Here is a 17,027-nt window from a genome sequence, read left to right on the forward strand (position 1 = left end):
CTGCGATTTCCGTTGTTAGATCAATCGGCACGGTGAATGGCAAGAGTCGCTGATTTGGTGACAATGCCAATGTCCAGTCACAAAGCGGGCATATTGTGTGTTGTTTTCACAGGTTAGTGAGGTGGGGGATGGAAAGACGGAACTGAGTTTGTGAATGGGTCTCGAGTACGATTTTGACATTGTAAAGGTTGCACCGGACCGGACCGATCCTGCCAAGGCTGGGGATCAACCTGACACAGAGCGCCCGGTGCGCGCGGTGTTTCGCGACATCCGGACGGCGGATGCGTTGCGGGGAACGTCGCCGAAAATCCGGGCCATGTTTCTGGACGCCGGGTTCAGCCTGGAATCGCGGCGCAGCGGCATTGCGGCGGACATTTATCCGGCCGAGGATCTGACGGACCGGATTGGAGTTCTGTACGATCTTTTTGACAACATCAGACACCAGGGCCTGCAAGGCGAATATTGCGGCGATTTCGACCTGTCGCAGTTTCTGGACCATGTCAGGCGTGCGCGCCCTGCAACTGGCGTCATCCGCCCTGCGCCCCGCCGGGTTCCGCCGCAACGTGCCGAGGCAAAACCAAAACGCCGTCCCCTGTCGGGGCGCATCGGGTTCGCCCTTGGGATTGCTGTCATGCTGTTTGCGCTGCTGAAGTATCTGGCGGCAGCGGGTGCGTCGCCCTAAGCCAGTGTCACCCCGGCCTTTTGCATGGCCTGTTTGGCGGCCTCGAGCGAGCCGTCCATGTCGATAGCCCGGCAGGCGTCCATCCTGACGGTGACGTCAAAGCCGAGCCTTGCCGCATCAACGGCTGAGAAATGCACGCAGAAATCCGTGGCGAGCCCGACCAAGGTCAATTCCGTAATCCCGCGCGAGTCCAGATAGCCTTTGAGCCCGGTTGGCGTTGTCTGGTCGTTTTCGAAAAAGGCTGAATAGCTGTCGATGCCCGGTCGAAAGCCTTTGCGGATGACAAGATCGGCATGGGTGCGCAGATTGGGGTGAAAATCGGCCCCGCTGGTGCCCTGAACGCAGTGATCGGGCCACAGGACCTGCGGGCCATAGTCCATCTCGGTCATCTCGAACGGGTCTTTGTCGTCATGTGAACTGGCGAAAGAGGAATGGCTTGCCGGGTGCCAGTCCTGCGTCAGGATCACGGCATCGAAGTCATCCATCATGGCGTTGATCGGGGCGACAACCTCATCCCCTCCGGCCACGGCCAGCGCGCCGCCGGGGCAGAAATCGTTCTGGACATCGATTACGATCAGGGCGTGGGTCATAGTGGCCTCCTTGCACAGGTGTATCGGTAGGGGGCCGCGGGCCGGGCGTCAATGCGGTGCCTTGCGACTTTGGCCCGGCGGGTTTAGACCGCGCGGATGTACACCATCGCTGCCCTGTATCACTTTACCCGCTTCCCGGACCCCGCTGCGCTGCGCGACCCGCTGCTGAACCTGTGCCACGCGCAGAGCGTCAAAGGCACGCTTTTGCTGGCACAAGAGGGGATCAACGGCACCATCGCGGGCCCGCGTGCGGGGATTGACGCGGTGCTGGCTCATATCCGCGCCGTGCCGGGCTGCGACGGGCTGGAGTGGAAAGAGGCCACCGCCGATCACCCGCCCTTCGGCAAGATGAAGGTCCGCCTGAAGAAAGAGATCGTCACCATGGACCAGCCGGACGTCGATCCGCGCGCCAGCGTCGGTCACTATGTTGAACCGCAGGACTGGAACGATTTGATCCGTCAGGACGATGTGGTGGTGATTGACACCCGCAACGATTACGAGGTGGCGATTGGCACGTTTGAAGGCGCAATAGACCCTGAAACAGCCAGTTTTCGCGATTTCCCGGCCTGGTGGGAGCAGAACAAGGACCGCTTCCACAACAAGCGCGTTGCCATGTTCTGCACCGGCGGTATCCGCTGCGAGAAATCCACCAATTACCTGTTGGGGCAGGGGGTCGAGGATGTCTATCACCTCAAAGGCGGCATCCTGCGGTATCTCGAAGAGATGCCCGCCGAAGACAGCACCTGGCAGGGCGACTGTTTCGTGTTCGACAACCGCGTTTCGGTCGGGCACGGACTGGTCGAGGGGCCGCACAAGCTGTGCCACGGCTGTCGCCGCCCGATCCTGCCCGAAGATGTGAAACGCCCGGAATACGAGCATGGCGTGGCATGCCACCAATGCTTCAACGAGACCTCCGAGGCTGACAAGATGCGCTTTCGCGAGCGGCAAAAGCAAATCCTGCTGGCCCGTGCGCGCGGCTCGGAGCATCTGGGGTCAGACTGAATTCAGCTTGCGGGCCCGCGCCGGAAACCGGAATATCCGGGGCAGGCCAGCAAGATGGAGCAGGAATGTCCCGCGAACCGGTAACCTTGGAAGAATGGAAATCGACGCTGATAGCGGCGGTTGGGATGATCGTGGCCAGTTTTCTGGCGTGGTTCGGCCTGTCGCGCCTGAGCGAGGCCGCCGCAGGCGACACAATCGGCACCATCGCGTCCGTAGGACTGGTGCTGTGGATCGTGTCGCAATCCTGGTTCTACATGACTCAGGTGAAATCGCCGCGCCGGCTGCTGTTTCTGATGGGCGTGTCCTTCATTCAGGTCGTGCCCTTCCTGTTCGCCGCCGTCTACGGCGCGTTTGGGTACAACGACAATTGCGTCGTCGGTGCGCGCGGCCCTGCGGATATCCTGTATTTCTCTTACGTCACCTTCACCACCGTGGGCTATGGCGACATGGCCCCGACCGGCCTGTGCCGCGCGCTTGCGGTGTCCGAGGCGGTGACGGGCTACATCCTGCTGGGCATGTTCGTGGCGGCCGCCGTCGCGCTTTATGCGCGCAACCACGGCAAGTAGCGCCTTACTTATTCTGGTCGATCCAGCGCGACATCATCTGCTTGTCGCGAAAGCACTCGGACGGAACCGGGCGGCGCTTGCTGCGCGATATCCGCTCGGCAAAGGCCACTTGTTTGCCCGTCGGGTAATTGTCGAATTGCGAGGTGGCGCTGGGCTTGTGCGCCGAAATCCAGTTCGACAGCGCGCGGCGGTCGCGCTGCGCCTCAACCGGAATCTCCAGCGCCGATTGCTGCGCAATGGCGCGGGCATAGCGCATCTGCCGGTCGGTGACAGGCAGCATATGATAATCGTTGCTGGGTGCGTCGTACCAGCTTTGACGGGCAGCGTTGGTCATGGCTCAGATACCTCCGTTCCGCCTTGGATATCTCTGCGGAACAAATATAGAACATTTTAGGAACTTTTTCAAGATTTTCACTGATCCGGGCGGTTTTCACCGCTTTTTGAACCAGCCTGTCCCGTCGCGTTTCGACCTGTTCCACACGGTTTTCCGTGCCTTAAGGTCAATGAAAGAATCAGCGCAGGTCATTTCAACTCACAACTGCTCACCGCGGCGTGCGCAGGGTCGCGAAAGGCGATGTTCCGCCGACGCTGCGCTTGTTTCCGCTGCCCAAGGCGCCTTTACCGACATTTCACGTCGGGAACAGAGCATAAGCCGTCGCACGCCTGTGGCTGACTTTGCCACAGGGCAATGTTGCGCATGAGGAGAGCAAACCCATGAAAACCCACGCTCAGGCCGTTGTGATCGGAGGGGGGCTGGTCGGCTGCTCGATCCTGTACCATCTGGCCAAGCTTGGCTGGACCGATGTGGTCCTGCTGGAACGGGACGAGTTGACCAGCGGCTCTACCTGGCACGCCGCCGCCGGTATCCACGGGCTGCACGACAACAACAACGTCACCCGCATCCAGCACTATACGATGAACCTGTATAAAGAGCTTGAGCAGGAAACCGGGCAGGGCTGCGGTGTGTTCCAGCCCGGCTCGCTGTATCTGGCGCAGACCGAAGAGCGCGAACAGCAACTGCGCCTGCAGGAGGCCAAGGCGCGGTTTTATGGCCTGAACTTTCACGAAATCAGCCGCGAACAGGCCATGGAACTTCACCCGCTGGCGCAGTTCGACGACATCCGCTGTATCATGTTTGAACCCGATGGCGGCAATGTGGACCCTTCGGGCGTGACCCATGCCTATGCCGCAGGGGCGCGGGCGATGGGGGCAACGGTTGAGCGGTTTTGCCCCGTAATAGGCACTGATCCGCAGCCCGACGGCAGCTGGATCGTGCGCACGGAGAAGGGCGATATTCACACGCAATGGGTGGTGAATGCTGGGGGCCTGTGGGGGCGCGAAGTGGCGGCGCTGGTGGGCCTTGAACTGCCGCTGCAACCAACCGAGCATCAGTATTTCGTAACGGATTCGATTGATGAGGTCGCCGCGATCGGACGCCGATTGCCCTCAATCGCTGATCGGGATGGTGAGTATTACTTCCGGCAGGAAGGCAACGGGTTGCTGATCGGCGCTTACGAAAAAGACATGCGGTTCTGGGCCGAAAACGGCACCCCACTGAATTTTGCCCACGATCTGTTCCCCGACGATCTGGACCGCATCATGGAAAACGTCATCCGCGCCACCGAACGCGTGCCGGTGGCCGCCACCGCCGGAGTGAAGCGGGTGATCAACGGTCCAATGATCTGGTCGCCGGACGCAAACGCGCTGTGGGGGCCGGTGCCCGAGTTGCAGAACTATTTCTGTTGCACCGGGATCATCCCCGGGTTTTCGCAATCCGGCGGTCTCGGCCTGCTGGCGGCGCAATGGATGATCGAGGGCGAGCCACAATATGACATGTTCGCCTGGGATCTGGCTCGGTTCGGTGACTGGGCCGACAAGGCCTTTACCAAGGCGCGGGTCGAGGATCAGTACACCCACCGTTTCGCCATCCATTTCCCGAACGAAGAGCGCAGCGCCGGTCGTCCCGCCCGCCTGCGTCCGGCCTATGAGATGCAGAAGCAAATGGGCTGCGTCTTTGGCCTGAACTGCGGCTGGGAACATCCGCTGTGGTTTGCCGATCAGCCCGGCGTGACCGACACCAACGGCTTCACCCGCCAGAACTGGTGGGAACAAGTGGGTCGTGAAGTGCGCATGCTGCGAGAGGTTGTCGGCGTCATCGATATCTCGAACTTCGCCAACTACGTGATCAAGGGTCCCGGCGCACGGGACTGGCTGGATCGCCTTGTCGCCAACCATGTGCCGACCGAAGTCGGGCGATCTTGTTTGACCCCGATGATCTCGGTCCGGGGCGGTGTCGCGGGTGATTTTACCATCACCAAGACTGCCGAAGACGAATACATGATGATCGGCTCGGGCATGGCCGAGCGTTACCATCAAAGGTTCTTCAACATGGTCGATCTGCCCGAAGGCACCTCGTTCGAGGTCGCAACCGACCGCATCGCAGGCTTCAACGTTGCCGGTCCCAAGTCACGCGATCTGCTGCAAAGACTGACCAATGCGGACCTGTCGAACGAGGCGTTCCGGTTTATGCGCTCGCAAACCATCGACGTCGCCGGGGTCACCTGTCTGGCCATCCGCGTCAGTTTCACTGGCGATCTGGGGTGGGAGCTGCACTGCGCCGAAGCCGACCAGATCAGGCTCTATTCGGCGCTTTTGGACGCTGCAAAGGCGCTGGGCGGCGGACCGGTCGGAGGTCGTGCTCTGGGCTCGCTGCGCATCGAAAAAGGCTATGGCTCGTGGGGCCGGGAATATTCTCAGGAATACTGGCCGCAAGAGGTTGGTCTGTCCGGCCTGATCAAGCTGGACAAGGACTTCCTGCACAAAGACGCCTATCTGTCCATCAAGGACAACCCCGCGCGTGAGGTTCTGTCGATCTTCGAGGTTGACGCGGTGGATGCCGACGCCGCCGGGGGTGAGCCGATTTTCACACCGGATGGTAAACCTGTCGGGCGGGTGACCTCGGGCGCATTTGGCTATTCGGTCGGAAAATCGCTGGCCATCGGATATGCCGACCCGAACGTGGCCAGTCCCGGCGACGCGGTTGAGATTTTCATCCTCGGCAAGCCGCACACGGCCAGACTCCTGTCTGAGCCTCCGTTCGATCCCAAGGGCCTGCGCCTGCGCGATGTCCAGCCGGTGATGGTGGCCGCTAAGTGACCGGCACCTTCGCCCGCGTTGCCGAGTTTGCGCTCAACCGGACGGTGGAGGACATACCCGAGAGCGCGCGTGAAGCCGCCGCGCTGTTGATGCTGGATACGATGGGCATCCTGATCGCCTCGGGCCCGATGCAGGCCGGGGTGATCGCGCGCAACACGGCGGCGCTGCTTTTCGGCAGTTCTGATCCAGCGTTCACCGCGCGTATGTTGTTTGACGGGCGCGCGGTCAGCATGACGGGCGCGGCCTATGCCGCCGCCACGCAGACGGACAATCTGGATGGGCATGACGGGTACAACCCGGTCAAAGGCCATATTGGCGTTGTGGTTCTGCCCGCCCTTGCCGCGCTGGCCGAGCAGTGCCCCGATCTGACCGGCCCCGAGGCTTTGGCAGCCGTGGTCACCGGCTATGAGATCGCCGGGCGCGCCGGGCTGTCGCTGCATGCCAGCGTCAGCGATTATCACACCTCCGGTGCCTGGAACGCGCTGGGCGTGGTGGCCATGGCGGCGCGGTTGCGCAGGCTGACACCGGGTCAGATGCGGCAGGCGATGGGCATCGCCGAATACCACGGCCCCCGCAGCCAGATGATGCGTGAGATTGCCAACCCCACCATGCTGCATGACGGGTCCGGCTGGGGGGCTCTGGCCGGGATGTCCGCCGCCATTCTGGCCCAACAAGGCTTTACCGGCGCACCCGCCATCACCATTGAGGCGGAAGAGGCCGCGCTGTATTGGGTCGATCTGGGCCAGGTCTGGCAGGTCGAGGATCAGTACATCAAACCCTATCCGATTTGCCGCTGGGCCCATGCCGCAATCGACGGTGTCCGGGCCGTGATGCGTGATCACGATCTGACTGCGGCGCAGATCGGTGCGATCCATATCAACAGCTTCCGGCAAGCCGCCTGCCTGTTTGCGGGCCAGCCGGAAACCACGTCTCAGGCGCAGTATTCTCTGCCCTTCGCCGTTGCCGTTCAAGCGGTGCATGGGCGGATTGGGGTCGAGCATATCTCGGGCATGGGCCTTTCGGACCCAGCCGTTGCGGACTTGATGACAAAGATCAACGTCGCTGAGAGCGAACGCCACAACGCGCGGTTCCCGGAGGGCCGCTGGGCAGATGTCGAGATCACGACAACCGATGGGCGCGTTCTGAAATCAGGTGATATTCCCGCCCGAGGCGGGTTGGAAGATCCGCTGACGAAACACGAGATCATGGCAAAATACATGCAATTCGCATCCCCAGTTATCGGCACTGAGCGCGCCGACGCCATTCGCGCGGCAATCCTTGGCTGGACCGAAAATGGGTCTCGCTATGCGGACCTCGCCAAACACTTATATGCCCCACCTGCACCTTGACTTTGCAGCAGGTTTCACGACCCACCCGAACTGTTTCGCGGTCTTAGTCTTGCTGGATACCCGCAAACAGGTCCAAAATCCTTTGCCGTGTCTCCCGGCTGTCCTCTAACAGACCCGCTGCATCCGCCAGCGGCGTGTCCGGCAGGCGGGTCGGCAGTTCGGATAGGGCTTGTGTGGTTTCGGTCATCTCAGCATACTTCCCAACCGTGCCCACCTGATCCGGCAAATCGCTCAGCCAAAAGTAACGGTCGGCAGTCGGCATGTCGCCCAGATCGCGCAGCAGATTTCCGGCCCCTGTGTAGTCTTGGGCCGAGGCCATAGCCTGCGCCCGTAGCCGCGCCGCATCCTCTGAAAGATCATCGGCAAGCTCCAGCATCGCCTGATGCGGGCGGCCGTTCAAAATTGCGGCCCGCGCCCGCAACCGCGCCCGTTCAAATCGTCTGTTGCGGTCTTGCGGCCTGTTGGCAAGGGAAAAGGCCCGCGTTGGGAAACCAAGCGTCGCAAGGCGGTCGGACAGGGCAACCGCTGTGTCTGTGGACAGGTCATTTGGGAACTCTGCCTGCACCGCAAATGTCTGCCGCAAAAAGGTGATATCATCCGACCGTTCGGCCAATATCTGCAGGTGCCTATTCAAGGTGCCCGGGAAACCGGCATCTTTGGACAGGGTCTGGATCAGATCAAACGCCTGATCAAACTCCTGACTAAGACCCAGAGCAATCGCATGCGTTCTGGCCGTTATCGCGCCAAGCTCTGATCGTCGATACTCGGTGCCATAGGCGGCGGCCAGACCAAGCTCTTGCGCCGAGACCGAACCGCGATCGACCCAACGTTTCTCAATCAGCCGGGCCAGCGCCAGAGGTGCTTCGACGGACGCATCCGATGCTGTAACAACCTCCGTCAAAAGGGACTCAGCCCGCTCATCCTGCCCCTCCACCTCTGCGACCTGTGCCTTGACCTGTTGGACATTAGGCCGGGTCTCGCCCTCAAGGCGGTCGACTGAGCGCAGCACGCGACGCGCGGCCTCGGTCTGCTGCCCGTCCACAAGGATCGACGCCAGCCGTGCCCCAAGGGCGCGGCGCAAATGATCCGGCAGACGCGCAAACGACTGTTCGATGGCTTGCATTTGCGCGTCCGGCGCCAGCGACTGCTCTGCCAGTACCGCCCAAAGCGCCACATCGCCTTCGCATTTCTGCATTCCAATGAACGGGGACTGCCCGGTTACCGGTTGCTCATCGACAATCCGGGCAATCGCTGAAACCCATTGCGTTTCTTGCGCCGGAGCCCGCGACAGATCCAGCACTCGGACAGCTTCGACCCCAAAACCATGAAACGCGTAAAGCTTGGCAAGCTTTTCGGCCCGCGCCTGATCGACGCGATCAAATTCCTGATACAGCCCAGCCCTCAATTCTGAGGTTTGATCGGGAAAGGGGCGCCTGTCTGACCAGCCTGCGACTCCCAGCTCAGCGTCCGCGATACAGGCGGGTTCGGTGTCGAGCTGCCGCAACTCCGCGCCGAGCAGGTCTGGAAGCTCATCTAGGATCGAGGACATGTTGATGTTGCCCCCCAATTTCTCCGGCACCGCGATGTTTTCAGGCGCGAAGGAAGCCCGGGGCCCAACGGGCGTGAGGTTCAAATCGAGGATTTCCCGGTCCGCCCCCTGCAGTAGCCGGGCGGATAGCTGATCCACAAAACCCTGCCGTGTCCGGTTCAAGAGCGGCAGATCAAATTGCGACATTGGGTCGGGTGTTTTTTGTGACACTTGCCGCGGCACGCCCTGCCCGAATGCTGGCGGGGGAATGTCTGCCGCAATTGGTGGCAGCGGGTTCCCCGGTGCAATATCCAACACAATCATTCTGTTCTGGAACAAAAATGACGAGGCCACGCAGTCGCACCCGAACTCCAACTCAAGCGGTGCTCCGGGCCGGGTCTGCGATACCGAATCCAGCCGACCGGTGGTCAATCGGCTGAAGACCGAACCGGTGCGGAACGTGACCTCATCCAACGCCAGCGTCAGCCGTGCCCCGTTTTTTCGTTGCGCCAGTGTCCAGCCCGTATCCGGTGGAACGTTCACCACCAAACGGGTAAACCCGTCATGTTCACCGGAACGGACCGTTACTTCCTGCGACATGGCACCTGTCGCCGCAACGATCAGGACCGTCACCAGTGCGCCAAGCCGCGTCATGCCGCCGCCTGCTTGAGTTCTTTCAACGCATCCTCCAACTCGGAAAAGCCCGGCCGGTTATGGGTTGGCGTGTTCTGGCGACCCACCTCTATGCACATGGCAGCGTTATGGTTGTGCAGGTTTGCGACCAGAACCTCTTTGATCAGCTGGTAGAAATGGTTGTCTTCCTCAACGACGGTTTTCAGCTTGCCCGCAAAGGGGCCGACCAACCCGTAGGCCAGAAACACGCCGAGAAACGTGCCCACCAGCGCGCCGCCGATCAGTTTTCCCAGCACTTCCGGCGGCTGGTCGATTGAGCCCATGGTCTTGATCACACCCAGAACCGCAGCGACGATCCCCAGAGCGGGCAAGCCGTCGGCAACGGTCTGCAACGCGTGGCTGGAATGCATGGCGTGATGGAAATTCGCCTCCATCCGCTTTTCCAGAACTTCCTCGACCTGATGCGGATCGTCGTAGTTCATCGATGCAGAGCGCATGGTGTCGCAGATCAGATCCACGGCCTCTTTATCCGCCTGAATCTTCGGGTAGGATGAAAACAGGCTTGAGGATTGCGGGTCTTCGATATGCTGCTCAACCTCGACCGGGTTCGCGTGGGCGATACGGATTAGCGAGAACAGCAGGCAGAGCAGGTCGCGGTAATCCTCGGGCTTCCATTTCGGGCCTTTGAAGACTTTGCCCATGTCCTTGATCGTATGTTTGACGCCGCCGATGTCGTTGCTGATCAGAAACGCGCCGACCGCAGCGCCGCCGATCATCATCATCTCAAAGGGCAGGGATTTCAGAATGATGGTCATCTTGCCGCCTGCGGCCAGATAACCGCCGAACACCATTACGAAAATGACGACAATCCCAACAAGTCCAATCATGTGTGATCTCCGGCGATTTGCAGTTCAGATGTGAAGGGCATGGGCCGTTACTCCTGCGGGACAAGGGCGTTGCGCCCGGCCATGACAACGCTGATCGTATAGGCGGCTTCGGGGCTGAGGCCCGCCATCACGCCGGCCGCCGCGTCCGCAGGCATGCGCGACAGGAAGCCTGCCGCAAATGTCGGGTCCATGTTTTCGAACAGTTCGGCGGCATCTTTCGGCTTCATGCTCTGGTACACCTCGGTCAGCTGCGTAAGATCGGTTTCGGCGGCCTTGTCGGCAACGGCCAGCGTCGCGCGCAGCGCGTCCTCCGCCTCCTGCAGTGCGGTCAGGCGGGTTTCGATGGCCTGATCCGCAATTTCCAGCGCTTTTTCTTTGTCGCGCAGCGCGTCTTCCCGTTGCTTTACCTGTGCTTCGCGGCGCAGGAGTTCCGTCAGAACCACCTGAAGGTCCCGGCTGTCTTGCGCAGGCGGAGGGCTTTCGGTCTTCTGCGGCTCGGTCGTTTTTGCCAGGGCGGGCCCGGCTTCCAGCCCCACCCGAATCGCCGCAGAGCCGATCATCAGCAATGAGATCAACGTCAGGACGCCGCTGCGCGGACGCTTGTTCGCGGTCCGGCGACCCGTCATTCCGCCGCCTCTTGCCGTTTTCGGTCGTGACGGAAGAACATCAGCCCTTCGGGGGCTTTTGCGAGCGGTTCCGGAGCCACCGGTTCTGCGGGTTCGGTCCTGAGGTCATCCGCTTGTTCATCTGTATCCGGTGGGGTTTCCAGCGAGTCCTGCGGGGCTGCCGCCCGTTCGTTTTTGCTTTCGACCTGTTCATTGGACTCGTCCGCTTTTTCAGGCTGCACCCGGTCCGGTTCCTCTTCCGGAATGACGTCATGCATCGATGCCATCATCAGCTCCAACCGCTGTGCCACCAATTCGGCCCGCTCGGTCAGACCTTTCAGCGCGTCACCAGACCGGTCCGACGCAAACCGCGCGCTGTCCAGGGATTTTTTCAGCTCGTCCGCCTGCGAAGACAGAACCGCAACGGCCCCGCCGACCCCTTGTTCCAGATCGGTGAACCGCCTGAGCCGCCGCGACAGGACAAAACAGTAAAGGCCTGCGCCCAGCGCGCCTGCGACAAGCAAAATATCCGCAATCAGCTCCAATTCCGCCTCCTAATTCAGTACAAATTCCATGACCAGCACGTCGCGCACGCGGCCTTCGCCAACAACAATCGCGATGCGCCGCAACAGGTGCCCACGGATGCGAATCAACGCCAGAGGTCCCTCGATATCCGAGACCTCGATCGCCCGCAGATAGCCGTTCAGAACGTCCATGATTCGCGGCATCATTTTTTCCACATCAGCGATGTACGGGGCGTTAACTTCCAACTGTGCGTGAAACTTAAGATGGCGCGACCCGCCCGCATTCACCGACACGACGACCGGTGGCAGATCGACGAAGTCGACATCCGCAAGCGCCTTGGGCGGCGTGTCTGTTTCAGCCTCATAAGTGTCTGTTTTACTGCCCTTTCCCGCAAAGGGAAGCAGCCCGAATGACGTCAGCCCGTAACCGCTTGCCGCCCCGATCAGGGCAAGAATCGCTCCGACGACCAATCCTTTTTTGCCCTTTTTTTCAGGGGCCTCAGCCTGTTCGGCAGTTGCGTCTGTCATGACGTCCTCATCCGTTTCTGGTGCATCCGTCATAACCCCGCAGGGACTAACCGATTGTTAAGGGCAATCGTCCAAACAGGAGGTGCACTGGGCAGAACGCCGGTGAGTCGGAGGTGAGCGTGCAGCAGATCGGAACTGTCTGGGCTGGGTTGGACAGGCGAAAACAAATCATCGTTGCCGGTGCGGCTGTGCTGGTATTTTTGGGGGTTCTCGGGCTGTCGCGTGTGGCGACGGCCCCGTCGATGACCCTGTTATATGCGGGGCTGGAAAGCGGTGCCGCCGGGGATATCGTCCGGTCGCTGGATCAGCGCGGTGTGCAGTATGAGATTCGCGGTGGCTCGATCTACGTTCCCGGCGGGCAGCGGGACGAATTGCGCATGACCTTGGCCAGTGAGGGCCTGCCTGCGAATGGCAATCGGGGGTACGAGCTGCTGGATTCCCTCAGCGGCTTTGGCACCACGTCGCAGATGTTCGATGCCGCCTATTGGCGCGCGAAAGAGGGTGAACTGGCGCGCACGATCGTCGGCAGCCCTCATGTCAGCCAGGCGCGGGTTCACATCGCCAACGGATCGGCCAACCCGTTTCAGCGCAGCGTGGCCCCCACGGCCTCGGTCTATCTGGTGCCCTCGGGGGGGCAGATCACCGGGGATCAGGCCAAGGCCATTCGGTTTCTGGTGGCCTCTGCCGTCAGCGGTCTGGCACCGGAAAACGTCACGGTGGTCGATTCGAACGGGTCCGTGATTGGCGGTCAGGAAACCGCCGTGGCCGCCGATACCGCCGACGACAAGTCGCGCCAGTTGCGCGAACGGGTCCTGCGGCTGGTTGAGGCGCGCGTTGGCGCGGGCAATGCAGTTGTCGAGGTCAGCGTCGATACGGTGACCAAAACGGAATCAATCCGCGAGCGGCGGTTTGACCCGAAAGGGCGTGTGGCGATCAGCACCGATGTTGAAGAACGTTCCGACAGCGCCCGGAATCAGTCATCCGACGTCACGGTTGCATCGAACCTGCCGGATGGGGACGGCGCGGGTGGGGATGAGTCCAATTCGACCGCCACAGAGACCCGCGAGCGGGTGAATTATGAGGTCTCGGAAACCGAGTTGGAGGTTCACAACGCCCCCGGTGCCATCAAGCGGCTGACCGTTGCGGTTCTGGTCAACGGAACAAGTGCGGCGGATGCGACGGGCGCGGAAAGTTTCACTCCGTTGCCGCAGGCAGAGCTTGAGGCGCTGGAAGAACTGGTCGCCTCTGCAGTCGGATTCGATGCGGCGCGGGGGGATGTGATCACGTTGAAATCCCTCGACCTGCCAGCGGTTGAGCCTAAGGGGACGCTGGTCTCGGCCTCTGCGTGGCAGAATATCCATCTGGATGCGATGTCGCTGATCCAGATGGCGGTTCTGGCGGTTGTCTCGCTGGTGCTGGCCCTGTTCGTGATCCGCCCGATCCTGATGAAACCGGCTGTGGCCCCGGCCTTGCTGCCAGCAGGCTCAGGTACTGAGGACACCGCTGTTCTGACAGGTGAGATCGCGACGGACGATGTGTCCAGCTTTGCGCAATTGCCGGCTCAGGCCGATGTTCCGACCTTGGGAGCGGTTGCAGAAGACCCGGTGCAACGTCTGCGGGCGATGATCGGCGACAAGCAGGAAGAGACGGTCGAGATTCTGCGTAGCTGGCTGGAAGAGGGTGAGGAGCGCGTGTGATGACCATTGCTCACCTTCTTGAGGATTTCGCGACCGCATCGGCGGATGGCAGAGTTCACGTTCTGAACGACGACACGCTCGAAGAACACCGGCTTGCGGCTTTTGAACAAGGCTATGGCGCAGGTTGGGAGGATGCGGTTCAGGCGCAGGAGCAAAGCCGGACCCACGTCTCTGCCGAGCTGGGGCAGACCCTGCAGGACATGTCCTTCACCCATCATGAGGCGCTGTCGCGCATGACGCTGTCTCTGCAGCCCATGTTTCAAAGCCTGGTCCGCGTTGTTCTGCCCGAGAGTATCGAAAAGGGCCTTGGCACACGGGTTGTGGAACAGTTGTGCAGCATGGCCCGCGAGCAGATCGGGCAGCCTATACAAATCCTGGTTCCCGAGGGGCAGGGCGAGGCGGTGCAATCCCTGATCCCCGGCGAAATCTCTCCGCCCCCCAGCGTGATCGAAGACCCCTCGCTGGAGGCCAGTCAGGCACGGCTGCAGGTGGGCATGTCGCGGCGCGAGGTTGATTGCAGCGCCCTGCTGGCATCGATCGCCGGGGCATTTGAAGCGTACGTATTTGAGGCAAACGAGGCATTGGCAAATGAGTGACACCCAGACCCCGACCCAGCAGAAAACGAACCCGTTCGATTCGGTTCCCATCGAAGTGACAGTCTCGGTCGGCCGTGCCCGCCCGTTGATCCGGGATTTGCTGAACTTTGGCGAAAATGCCGTGCTGACGCTGGACAAACGGATCGAGGACCCGGTCGATCTGTATGTCGGGGATCAACTGGTCGCCCGCGGCCTGCTGGAAGAGATGGAGGGCGAGCAGGCCGGTCAACTGGCCGTGCGCCTGACGGAAATAGCCGACCTGCAAAACGGGATCGGTTGATGCGCGCTATGATCTGGCTGGCATGCGCGGTCCTCGTCCTGACGCCGTCACTGGCGCTGGCGCAGGACGTGACGCTGTCGCTGGGCGAGGGCGGGTCGATCTCGGCCCGGACGGTTCAGTTGATCCTACTGATCACAGTGCTGAGCCTCGCGCCGGGGCTGGCGATCATGATCACCTGCTTCCCGTTTCTGATCACCGTTCTGGCTATCCTGCGGCAGGGGATCGGGCTGCAGCAATCGCCGCCCAATATGCTGATTGTCAGCCTGGCGCTGTTTCTGACCTATTTCATAATGGACCCCGTTTTCACTGAAGCCTGGACCAGCGGCATCCGCCCGATGCTGGAAGAACGGATGGAGGTTGAAACAGCGCTGGAACGCACCCTGACCCCGTTCCGGAAGTTCATGGCCGCAAGGCTGGATGCGGACACGTTCTACGCAATGGCAGCCCTGCGCCCCGAAGGCGATGCGCTGGCCCTATCGCCGCAGGCCCCGCTGTCGGTTCTGATGCCGTCTTTCATGCTGTCAGAAATCGCCCGCGCCTTTCAGATCGGGTTTCTGATTTTCCTGCCCTTCCTGATCATTGACCTGGTGGTTGCTGCCGTTCTGATGTCGATGGGCATGATGATGGTGCCGCCGGCTATCGTGTCCTTGCCATTCAAGCTAGCGTTTTTCGTGATTGCTGATGGGTGGGCGTTGATCGCCAGTGCGTTGGTGCGCAGTTATATGCCTTAGGTCGTGCTGAGCGCGGGGGTGCGTTGGGTCGAGTTTGGACGGGTTCCAACGCTAGCGGAGGGGCAGTTCTTCAGCGCGGTGCTCGCCTGATCCGTACTCAGATCAGGCGCGTCAAAGCGTGGAAATCTAGGAATTGCGCCTGTCCAAAAGTGAAGCGGCGCATCCGAAATGCTGTAAGCCCGGAGAATTTGGTGCGAAAACTGCACCATTGCTCAAAGGCAATCAATCTAACCTCTGCCAGCGCGGTGCAAGCGGATCAGCTGGTCCGGTCCAGATCCTTGATCAACTGGTTCAGATTGCCCTTGCGCGCATCCAGCATCGCGCCGATCTCGGTGCGCTCAGTCAGCAGCAGGTTCACGCCTTCGATGAACATGTTGTAGAACTTGTCGCGCCCGGACTTGTCCGAGACCAGAAAGGTCACATCGAACGGAGAAGATCCGCGCAGCTTGACCGAGGTTCTGACCTCGTAACCCGCTTTGATCTTGCGGGCATTGCGGACATTCACTTCACCCCCGATAAACTCGCGGAACCGGCGGCCATATTTGCGGGAGATATAGCCCTGAAACGCATTGGTGAAGCGCCTTAGTTGTGCCGGGGTGGCCGTACGGGCATCCGCGCCCAAAGCATAGCGGGCCATGATCGGCACGTCTGCATATTGCACAAAAATCTTCTCAAAATCGCGCAGCATGGCGTTTTCGGATTTGCCGGAGGCGATCACCCGGTTGATATCGGCAACCACGCTGTCCACCAGAGCCTTGGCGCTGGCCTCGGTCTGGGCGAAGGCGGGCAGGGGCAGGGCGGCCAATGCCAGGCCTGCGGCGATAAATCCACGTCGGTTCAATGCGTTACTCGGCATATGGGTCCTCGTAGGGGTCAAGAAAGGGGTCTCTGACTGGGTCAGTCCCAATTTCTGCGTAGGGATCGTCATACAGCCCCAGATAGGCGTCCTCATCATCTCTTGCCAGTTCGAAGCGGCGATTTTGAAGATAGATCAGCCGCGCCTGCGCATAACTGTCCGCGCTGTCATACAAAATCGAATCCACCGTGTCCGAGAACCGGCCCCGGTCGCCCATGCGCCGCACAACCTCGGCGTAAACGCCGATGTTGTCCACGGGACGGGTCGGGCTGAAATTGATCGGGTTCGAGAACAGGTTGACCACAACGCCGATCGCGTCGCGTTGCGTCGAGGGGCCGTAGAAGGGCAATTCGACATAAGCCCCTTCGCCAACGCCCCAGACATGCAGGGTTTCGCCAAAATCGGTGTCCACCGGTGGCAGATTCAGCTCATCGGCGGGCGCAGACAGGCCAAACCCGCCCACGGTCATGTTGATGACAAAGCGCAACAAAGCGTTGCCGGTCTGCTTCGGGTTGCCCTGCAGCAGATAGTCAAGCGCCTGACCGGGAAGGGAAATATTCTCGGCGAAGGTGCTGAAGCTTGTCACCATCGGGTCGGGCACGATTTTCACATAGCCTTTCGAGGCCGGGCGGAACAGGAACCTGTCAACCCCAAGGTTGAACTTGTGAACCGCGCGGTTATTGCCCTCATAGGGGTCAAAAACCTCGCCCGGGGGGGCGTCTGCCGGGGGCCGGGTCGCGCAGGCCGACAAAACGGTCATCAGGGACAGGACAATAATGTGCTTCAGGCCAAATCTGCTCGACACGGGTCTCGTTAC

General features: G+C 60.9%; 18 protein-coding genes. 9 read left to right on the forward strand and 9 right to left on the reverse strand.

Features of this window, described 5'->3' with window-relative positions; translation table 11 throughout:
* Positions 1-154 precede the first annotated feature (154 nt).
* Complete coding sequence (locus tag ACR0NJ_RS02990) at positions 155-682, forward strand: hypothetical protein (RefSeq protein ID WP_480815647.1); 528 nt, start codon at positions 155-157, stop codon at positions 680-682.
* Here the strand turns inward: ACR0NJ_RS02990 and pncA are convergent.
* Positions 679-1,272 carry a bifunctional nicotinamidase/pyrazinamidase gene (gene pncA / locus ACR0NJ_RS02995; protein ID WP_480815648.1) on the reverse strand — a complete coding sequence of 198 codons (594 nt, stop codon included), beginning with the start codon at positions 1,270-1,272 and terminating at the stop codon, positions 679-681. The genes ACR0NJ_RS02990 and pncA overlap by 4 nt on opposite strands.
* A 96-nt stretch (positions 1,273-1,368) precedes the next feature.
* On the opposite strand from pncA, the gene trhO reads away from it, so the two are divergent.
* Positions 1,369-2,274 carry an oxygen-dependent tRNA uridine(34) hydroxylase TrhO gene (gene trhO, locus ACR0NJ_RS03000; protein ID WP_480815649.1) on the forward strand — a complete coding sequence of 302 codons (906 nt, stop codon included), beginning with the start codon at positions 1,369-1,371 and terminating at the stop codon, positions 2,272-2,274.
* Positions 2,275-2,339: 65 nt separating this feature from the next.
* Positions 2,340-2,840 carry an ion channel gene (locus tag ACR0NJ_RS03005; protein ID WP_480815650.1) on the forward strand — a complete coding sequence of 167 codons (501 nt, stop codon included), beginning with the start codon at positions 2,340-2,342 and terminating at the stop codon, positions 2,838-2,840.
* Between the two features lie 4 nt (positions 2,841-2,844).
* Here ACR0NJ_RS03005 and ACR0NJ_RS03010 read toward each other — a convergent pair whose 3' ends face one another.
* Complete coding sequence (locus tag ACR0NJ_RS03010) at positions 2,845-3,174, reverse strand: hypothetical protein (protein WP_480815651.1); 330 nt, start codon at positions 3,172-3,174, stop codon at positions 2,845-2,847.
* A 380-nt stretch (positions 3,175-3,554) separates the two neighbouring features.
* On the opposite strand from ACR0NJ_RS03010, the gene ACR0NJ_RS03015 reads away from it, so the two are divergent.
* Both ACR0NJ_RS03015 and ACR0NJ_RS03020 read left to right on the forward strand, forming a co-directional pair.
* Positions 3,555-5,996, forward strand: a complete 2,442-nt coding sequence (locus tag ACR0NJ_RS03015; RefSeq protein WP_480815652.1) for a GcvT family protein — start codon at positions 3,555-3,557, stop codon at positions 5,994-5,996.
* Positions 5,993-7,345 carry an MmgE/PrpD family protein gene (locus ACR0NJ_RS03020; RefSeq protein ID WP_480815653.1) on the forward strand — a complete coding sequence of 451 codons (1,353 nt, stop codon included), beginning with the start codon at positions 5,993-5,995 and terminating at the stop codon, positions 7,343-7,345. The genes ACR0NJ_RS03015 and ACR0NJ_RS03020 overlap by 4 nt, the downstream gene beginning before the upstream one ends.
* A 43-nt stretch (positions 7,346-7,388) precedes the next feature.
* Here ACR0NJ_RS03020 and ACR0NJ_RS03025 read toward each other — a convergent pair whose 3' ends face one another.
* The 5 genes from ACR0NJ_RS03025 to ACR0NJ_RS03045 are packed head-to-tail and all read right to left on the reverse strand — an operon-like array spanning position 7,389 to position 12,050.
* Positions 7,389-9,527, reverse strand: a complete 2,139-nt coding sequence (locus tag ACR0NJ_RS03025) for a hypothetical protein (protein ID WP_480815654.1) — start codon at positions 9,525-9,527, stop codon at positions 7,389-7,391.
* Positions 9,524-10,393: a flagellar motor stator protein MotA gene (gene motA / locus ACR0NJ_RS03030; RefSeq protein ID WP_480815655.1), complete on the reverse strand. Its 870-nt coding sequence runs from the start codon at positions 10,391-10,393 to the stop codon at positions 9,524-9,526. The genes ACR0NJ_RS03025 and motA overlap by 4 nt, the downstream gene beginning before the upstream one ends.
* A gap of 47 nt (positions 10,394-10,440) precedes the next feature.
* A complete protein-coding gene (locus ACR0NJ_RS03035; protein ID WP_480815656.1) occupies positions 10,441-11,019 on the reverse strand; it encodes a MotE family protein in 579 nt (192 codons plus the stop codon).
* On the reverse strand, positions 11,016-11,543 hold the full coding sequence (locus tag ACR0NJ_RS03040; RefSeq protein WP_480815657.1) for a hypothetical protein: 528 nt from the start codon (positions 11,541-11,543) through the stop codon (positions 11,016-11,018). The genes ACR0NJ_RS03035 and ACR0NJ_RS03040 overlap by 4 nt, the downstream gene beginning before the upstream one ends.
* A 9-nt stretch (positions 11,544-11,552) precedes the next feature.
* Positions 11,553-12,050: a flagellar basal body-associated FliL family protein gene (locus ACR0NJ_RS03045; RefSeq protein WP_480815658.1), complete on the reverse strand. Its 498-nt coding sequence runs from the start codon at positions 12,048-12,050 to the stop codon at positions 11,553-11,555.
* 119 nt (positions 12,051-12,169) lie between these two features.
* On the opposite strand from ACR0NJ_RS03045, the gene fliF reads away from it, so the two are divergent.
* The 4 genes from fliF to fliP are packed head-to-tail and all read left to right on the forward strand — an operon-like array spanning position 12,170 to position 15,354.
* A complete protein-coding gene (fliF, locus tag ACR0NJ_RS03050) occupies positions 12,170-13,747 on the forward strand; it encodes a flagellar basal-body MS-ring/collar protein FliF (RefSeq protein ID WP_480815659.1) in 1,578 nt (525 codons plus the stop codon).
* The gene (locus tag ACR0NJ_RS03055; RefSeq protein WP_480815660.1) at positions 13,747-14,343 is read left to right on the forward strand and encodes a FliH/SctL family protein; all 597 of its coding nucleotides are present in this window, start codon (positions 13,747-13,749) and stop codon (positions 14,341-14,343) included. Before fliF ends, ACR0NJ_RS03055 begins: the two co-directional genes overlap by 1 nt.
* Positions 14,336-14,623 (forward strand): FliM/FliN family flagellar motor switch protein, encoded by a 288-nt coding sequence (locus ACR0NJ_RS03060; protein WP_480815661.1) that lies wholly within the window; start codon positions 14,336-14,338, stop codon positions 14,621-14,623. Before ACR0NJ_RS03055 ends, ACR0NJ_RS03060 begins: the two co-directional genes overlap by 8 nt.
* Entirely contained in the window at positions 14,623-15,354 is a 732-nt protein-coding gene (gene fliP, locus ACR0NJ_RS03065; RefSeq protein WP_480815662.1) for a flagellar type III secretion system pore protein FliP, read from the forward strand. The genes ACR0NJ_RS03060 and fliP overlap by 1 nt, the downstream gene beginning before the upstream one ends.
* A 256-nt stretch (positions 15,355-15,610) precedes the next feature.
* Here fliP and ACR0NJ_RS03070 read toward each other — a convergent pair whose 3' ends face one another.
* Together ACR0NJ_RS03070 and ACR0NJ_RS03075 are read right to left on the reverse strand one after the other, a co-directional pair.
* A complete protein-coding gene (locus ACR0NJ_RS03070; RefSeq protein WP_480815663.1) occupies positions 15,611-16,210 on the reverse strand; it encodes an MlaC/ttg2D family ABC transporter substrate-binding protein in 600 nt (199 codons plus the stop codon).
* Complete coding sequence (locus tag ACR0NJ_RS03075) at positions 16,200-16,970, reverse strand: MlaA family lipoprotein (RefSeq protein ID WP_480815937.1); 771 nt, start codon at positions 16,968-16,970, stop codon at positions 16,200-16,202. Before ACR0NJ_RS03075 ends, ACR0NJ_RS03070 begins: the two co-directional genes overlap by 11 nt.
* Positions 16,971-17,027 lie beyond the last annotated feature (57 nt).

The organism is Ruegeria sp. F11 (assembly GCF_056533855.1).

Coding starts and splice junctions, on each gene's coding strand:
- fliP (WP_480815662.1), top strand. CDS start 14,623: ATGCGCGCTATGATCTGGCTGGCATGCGCGGTCCTCGTCCTGACGCCG.
- trhO (WP_480815649.1), top strand. CDS start 1,369: ATGTACACCATCGCTGCCCTGTATCACTTTACCCGCTTCCCGGACCCC.
- ACR0NJ_RS03045 (WP_480815658.1), bottom strand. CDS start 12,050: ATGACAGACGCAACTGCCGAACAGGCTGAGGCCCCTGAAAAAAAGGGC.
- ACR0NJ_RS03055 (WP_480815660.1), top strand. CDS start 13,747: ATGACCATTGCTCACCTTCTTGAGGATTTCGCGACCGCATCGGCGGAT.
- motA (WP_480815655.1), bottom strand. CDS start 10,393: ATGATTGGACTTGTTGGGATTGTCGTCATTTTCGTAATGGTGTTCGGC.
- ACR0NJ_RS03005 (WP_480815650.1), top strand. CDS start 2,340: ATGTCCCGCGAACCGGTAACCTTGGAAGAATGGAAATCGACGCTGATA.
- pncA (WP_480815648.1), bottom strand. CDS start 1,272: ATGACCCACGCCCTGATCGTAATCGATGTCCAGAACGATTTCTGCCCC.
- ACR0NJ_RS03015 (WP_480815652.1), top strand. CDS start 3,555: ATGAAAACCCACGCTCAGGCCGTTGTGATCGGAGGGGGGCTGGTCGGC.
- ACR0NJ_RS03035 (WP_480815656.1), bottom strand. CDS start 11,019: ATGACGGGTCGCCGGACCGCGAACAAGCGTCCGCGCAGCGGCGTCCTG.
- ACR0NJ_RS02990 (WP_480815647.1), top strand. CDS start 155: ATGGGTCTCGAGTACGATTTTGACATTGTAAAGGTTGCACCGGACCGG.
- ACR0NJ_RS03010 (WP_480815651.1), bottom strand. CDS start 3,174: ATGACCAACGCTGCCCGTCAAAGCTGGTACGACGCACCCAGCAACGAT.
- ACR0NJ_RS03025 (WP_480815654.1), bottom strand. CDS start 9,527: ATGACGCGGCTTGGCGCACTGGTGACGGTCCTGATCGTTGCGGCGACA.
- ACR0NJ_RS03070 (WP_480815663.1), bottom strand. CDS start 16,210: ATGCCGAGTAACGCATTGAACCGACGTGGATTTATCGCCGCAGGCCTG.
- ACR0NJ_RS03075 (WP_480815937.1), bottom strand. CDS start 16,970: ATGACCGTTTTGTCGGCCTGCGCGACCCGGCCCCCGGCAGACGCCCCC.
- ACR0NJ_RS03060 (WP_480815661.1), top strand. CDS start 14,336: ATGAGTGACACCCAGACCCCGACCCAGCAGAAAACGAACCCGTTCGAT.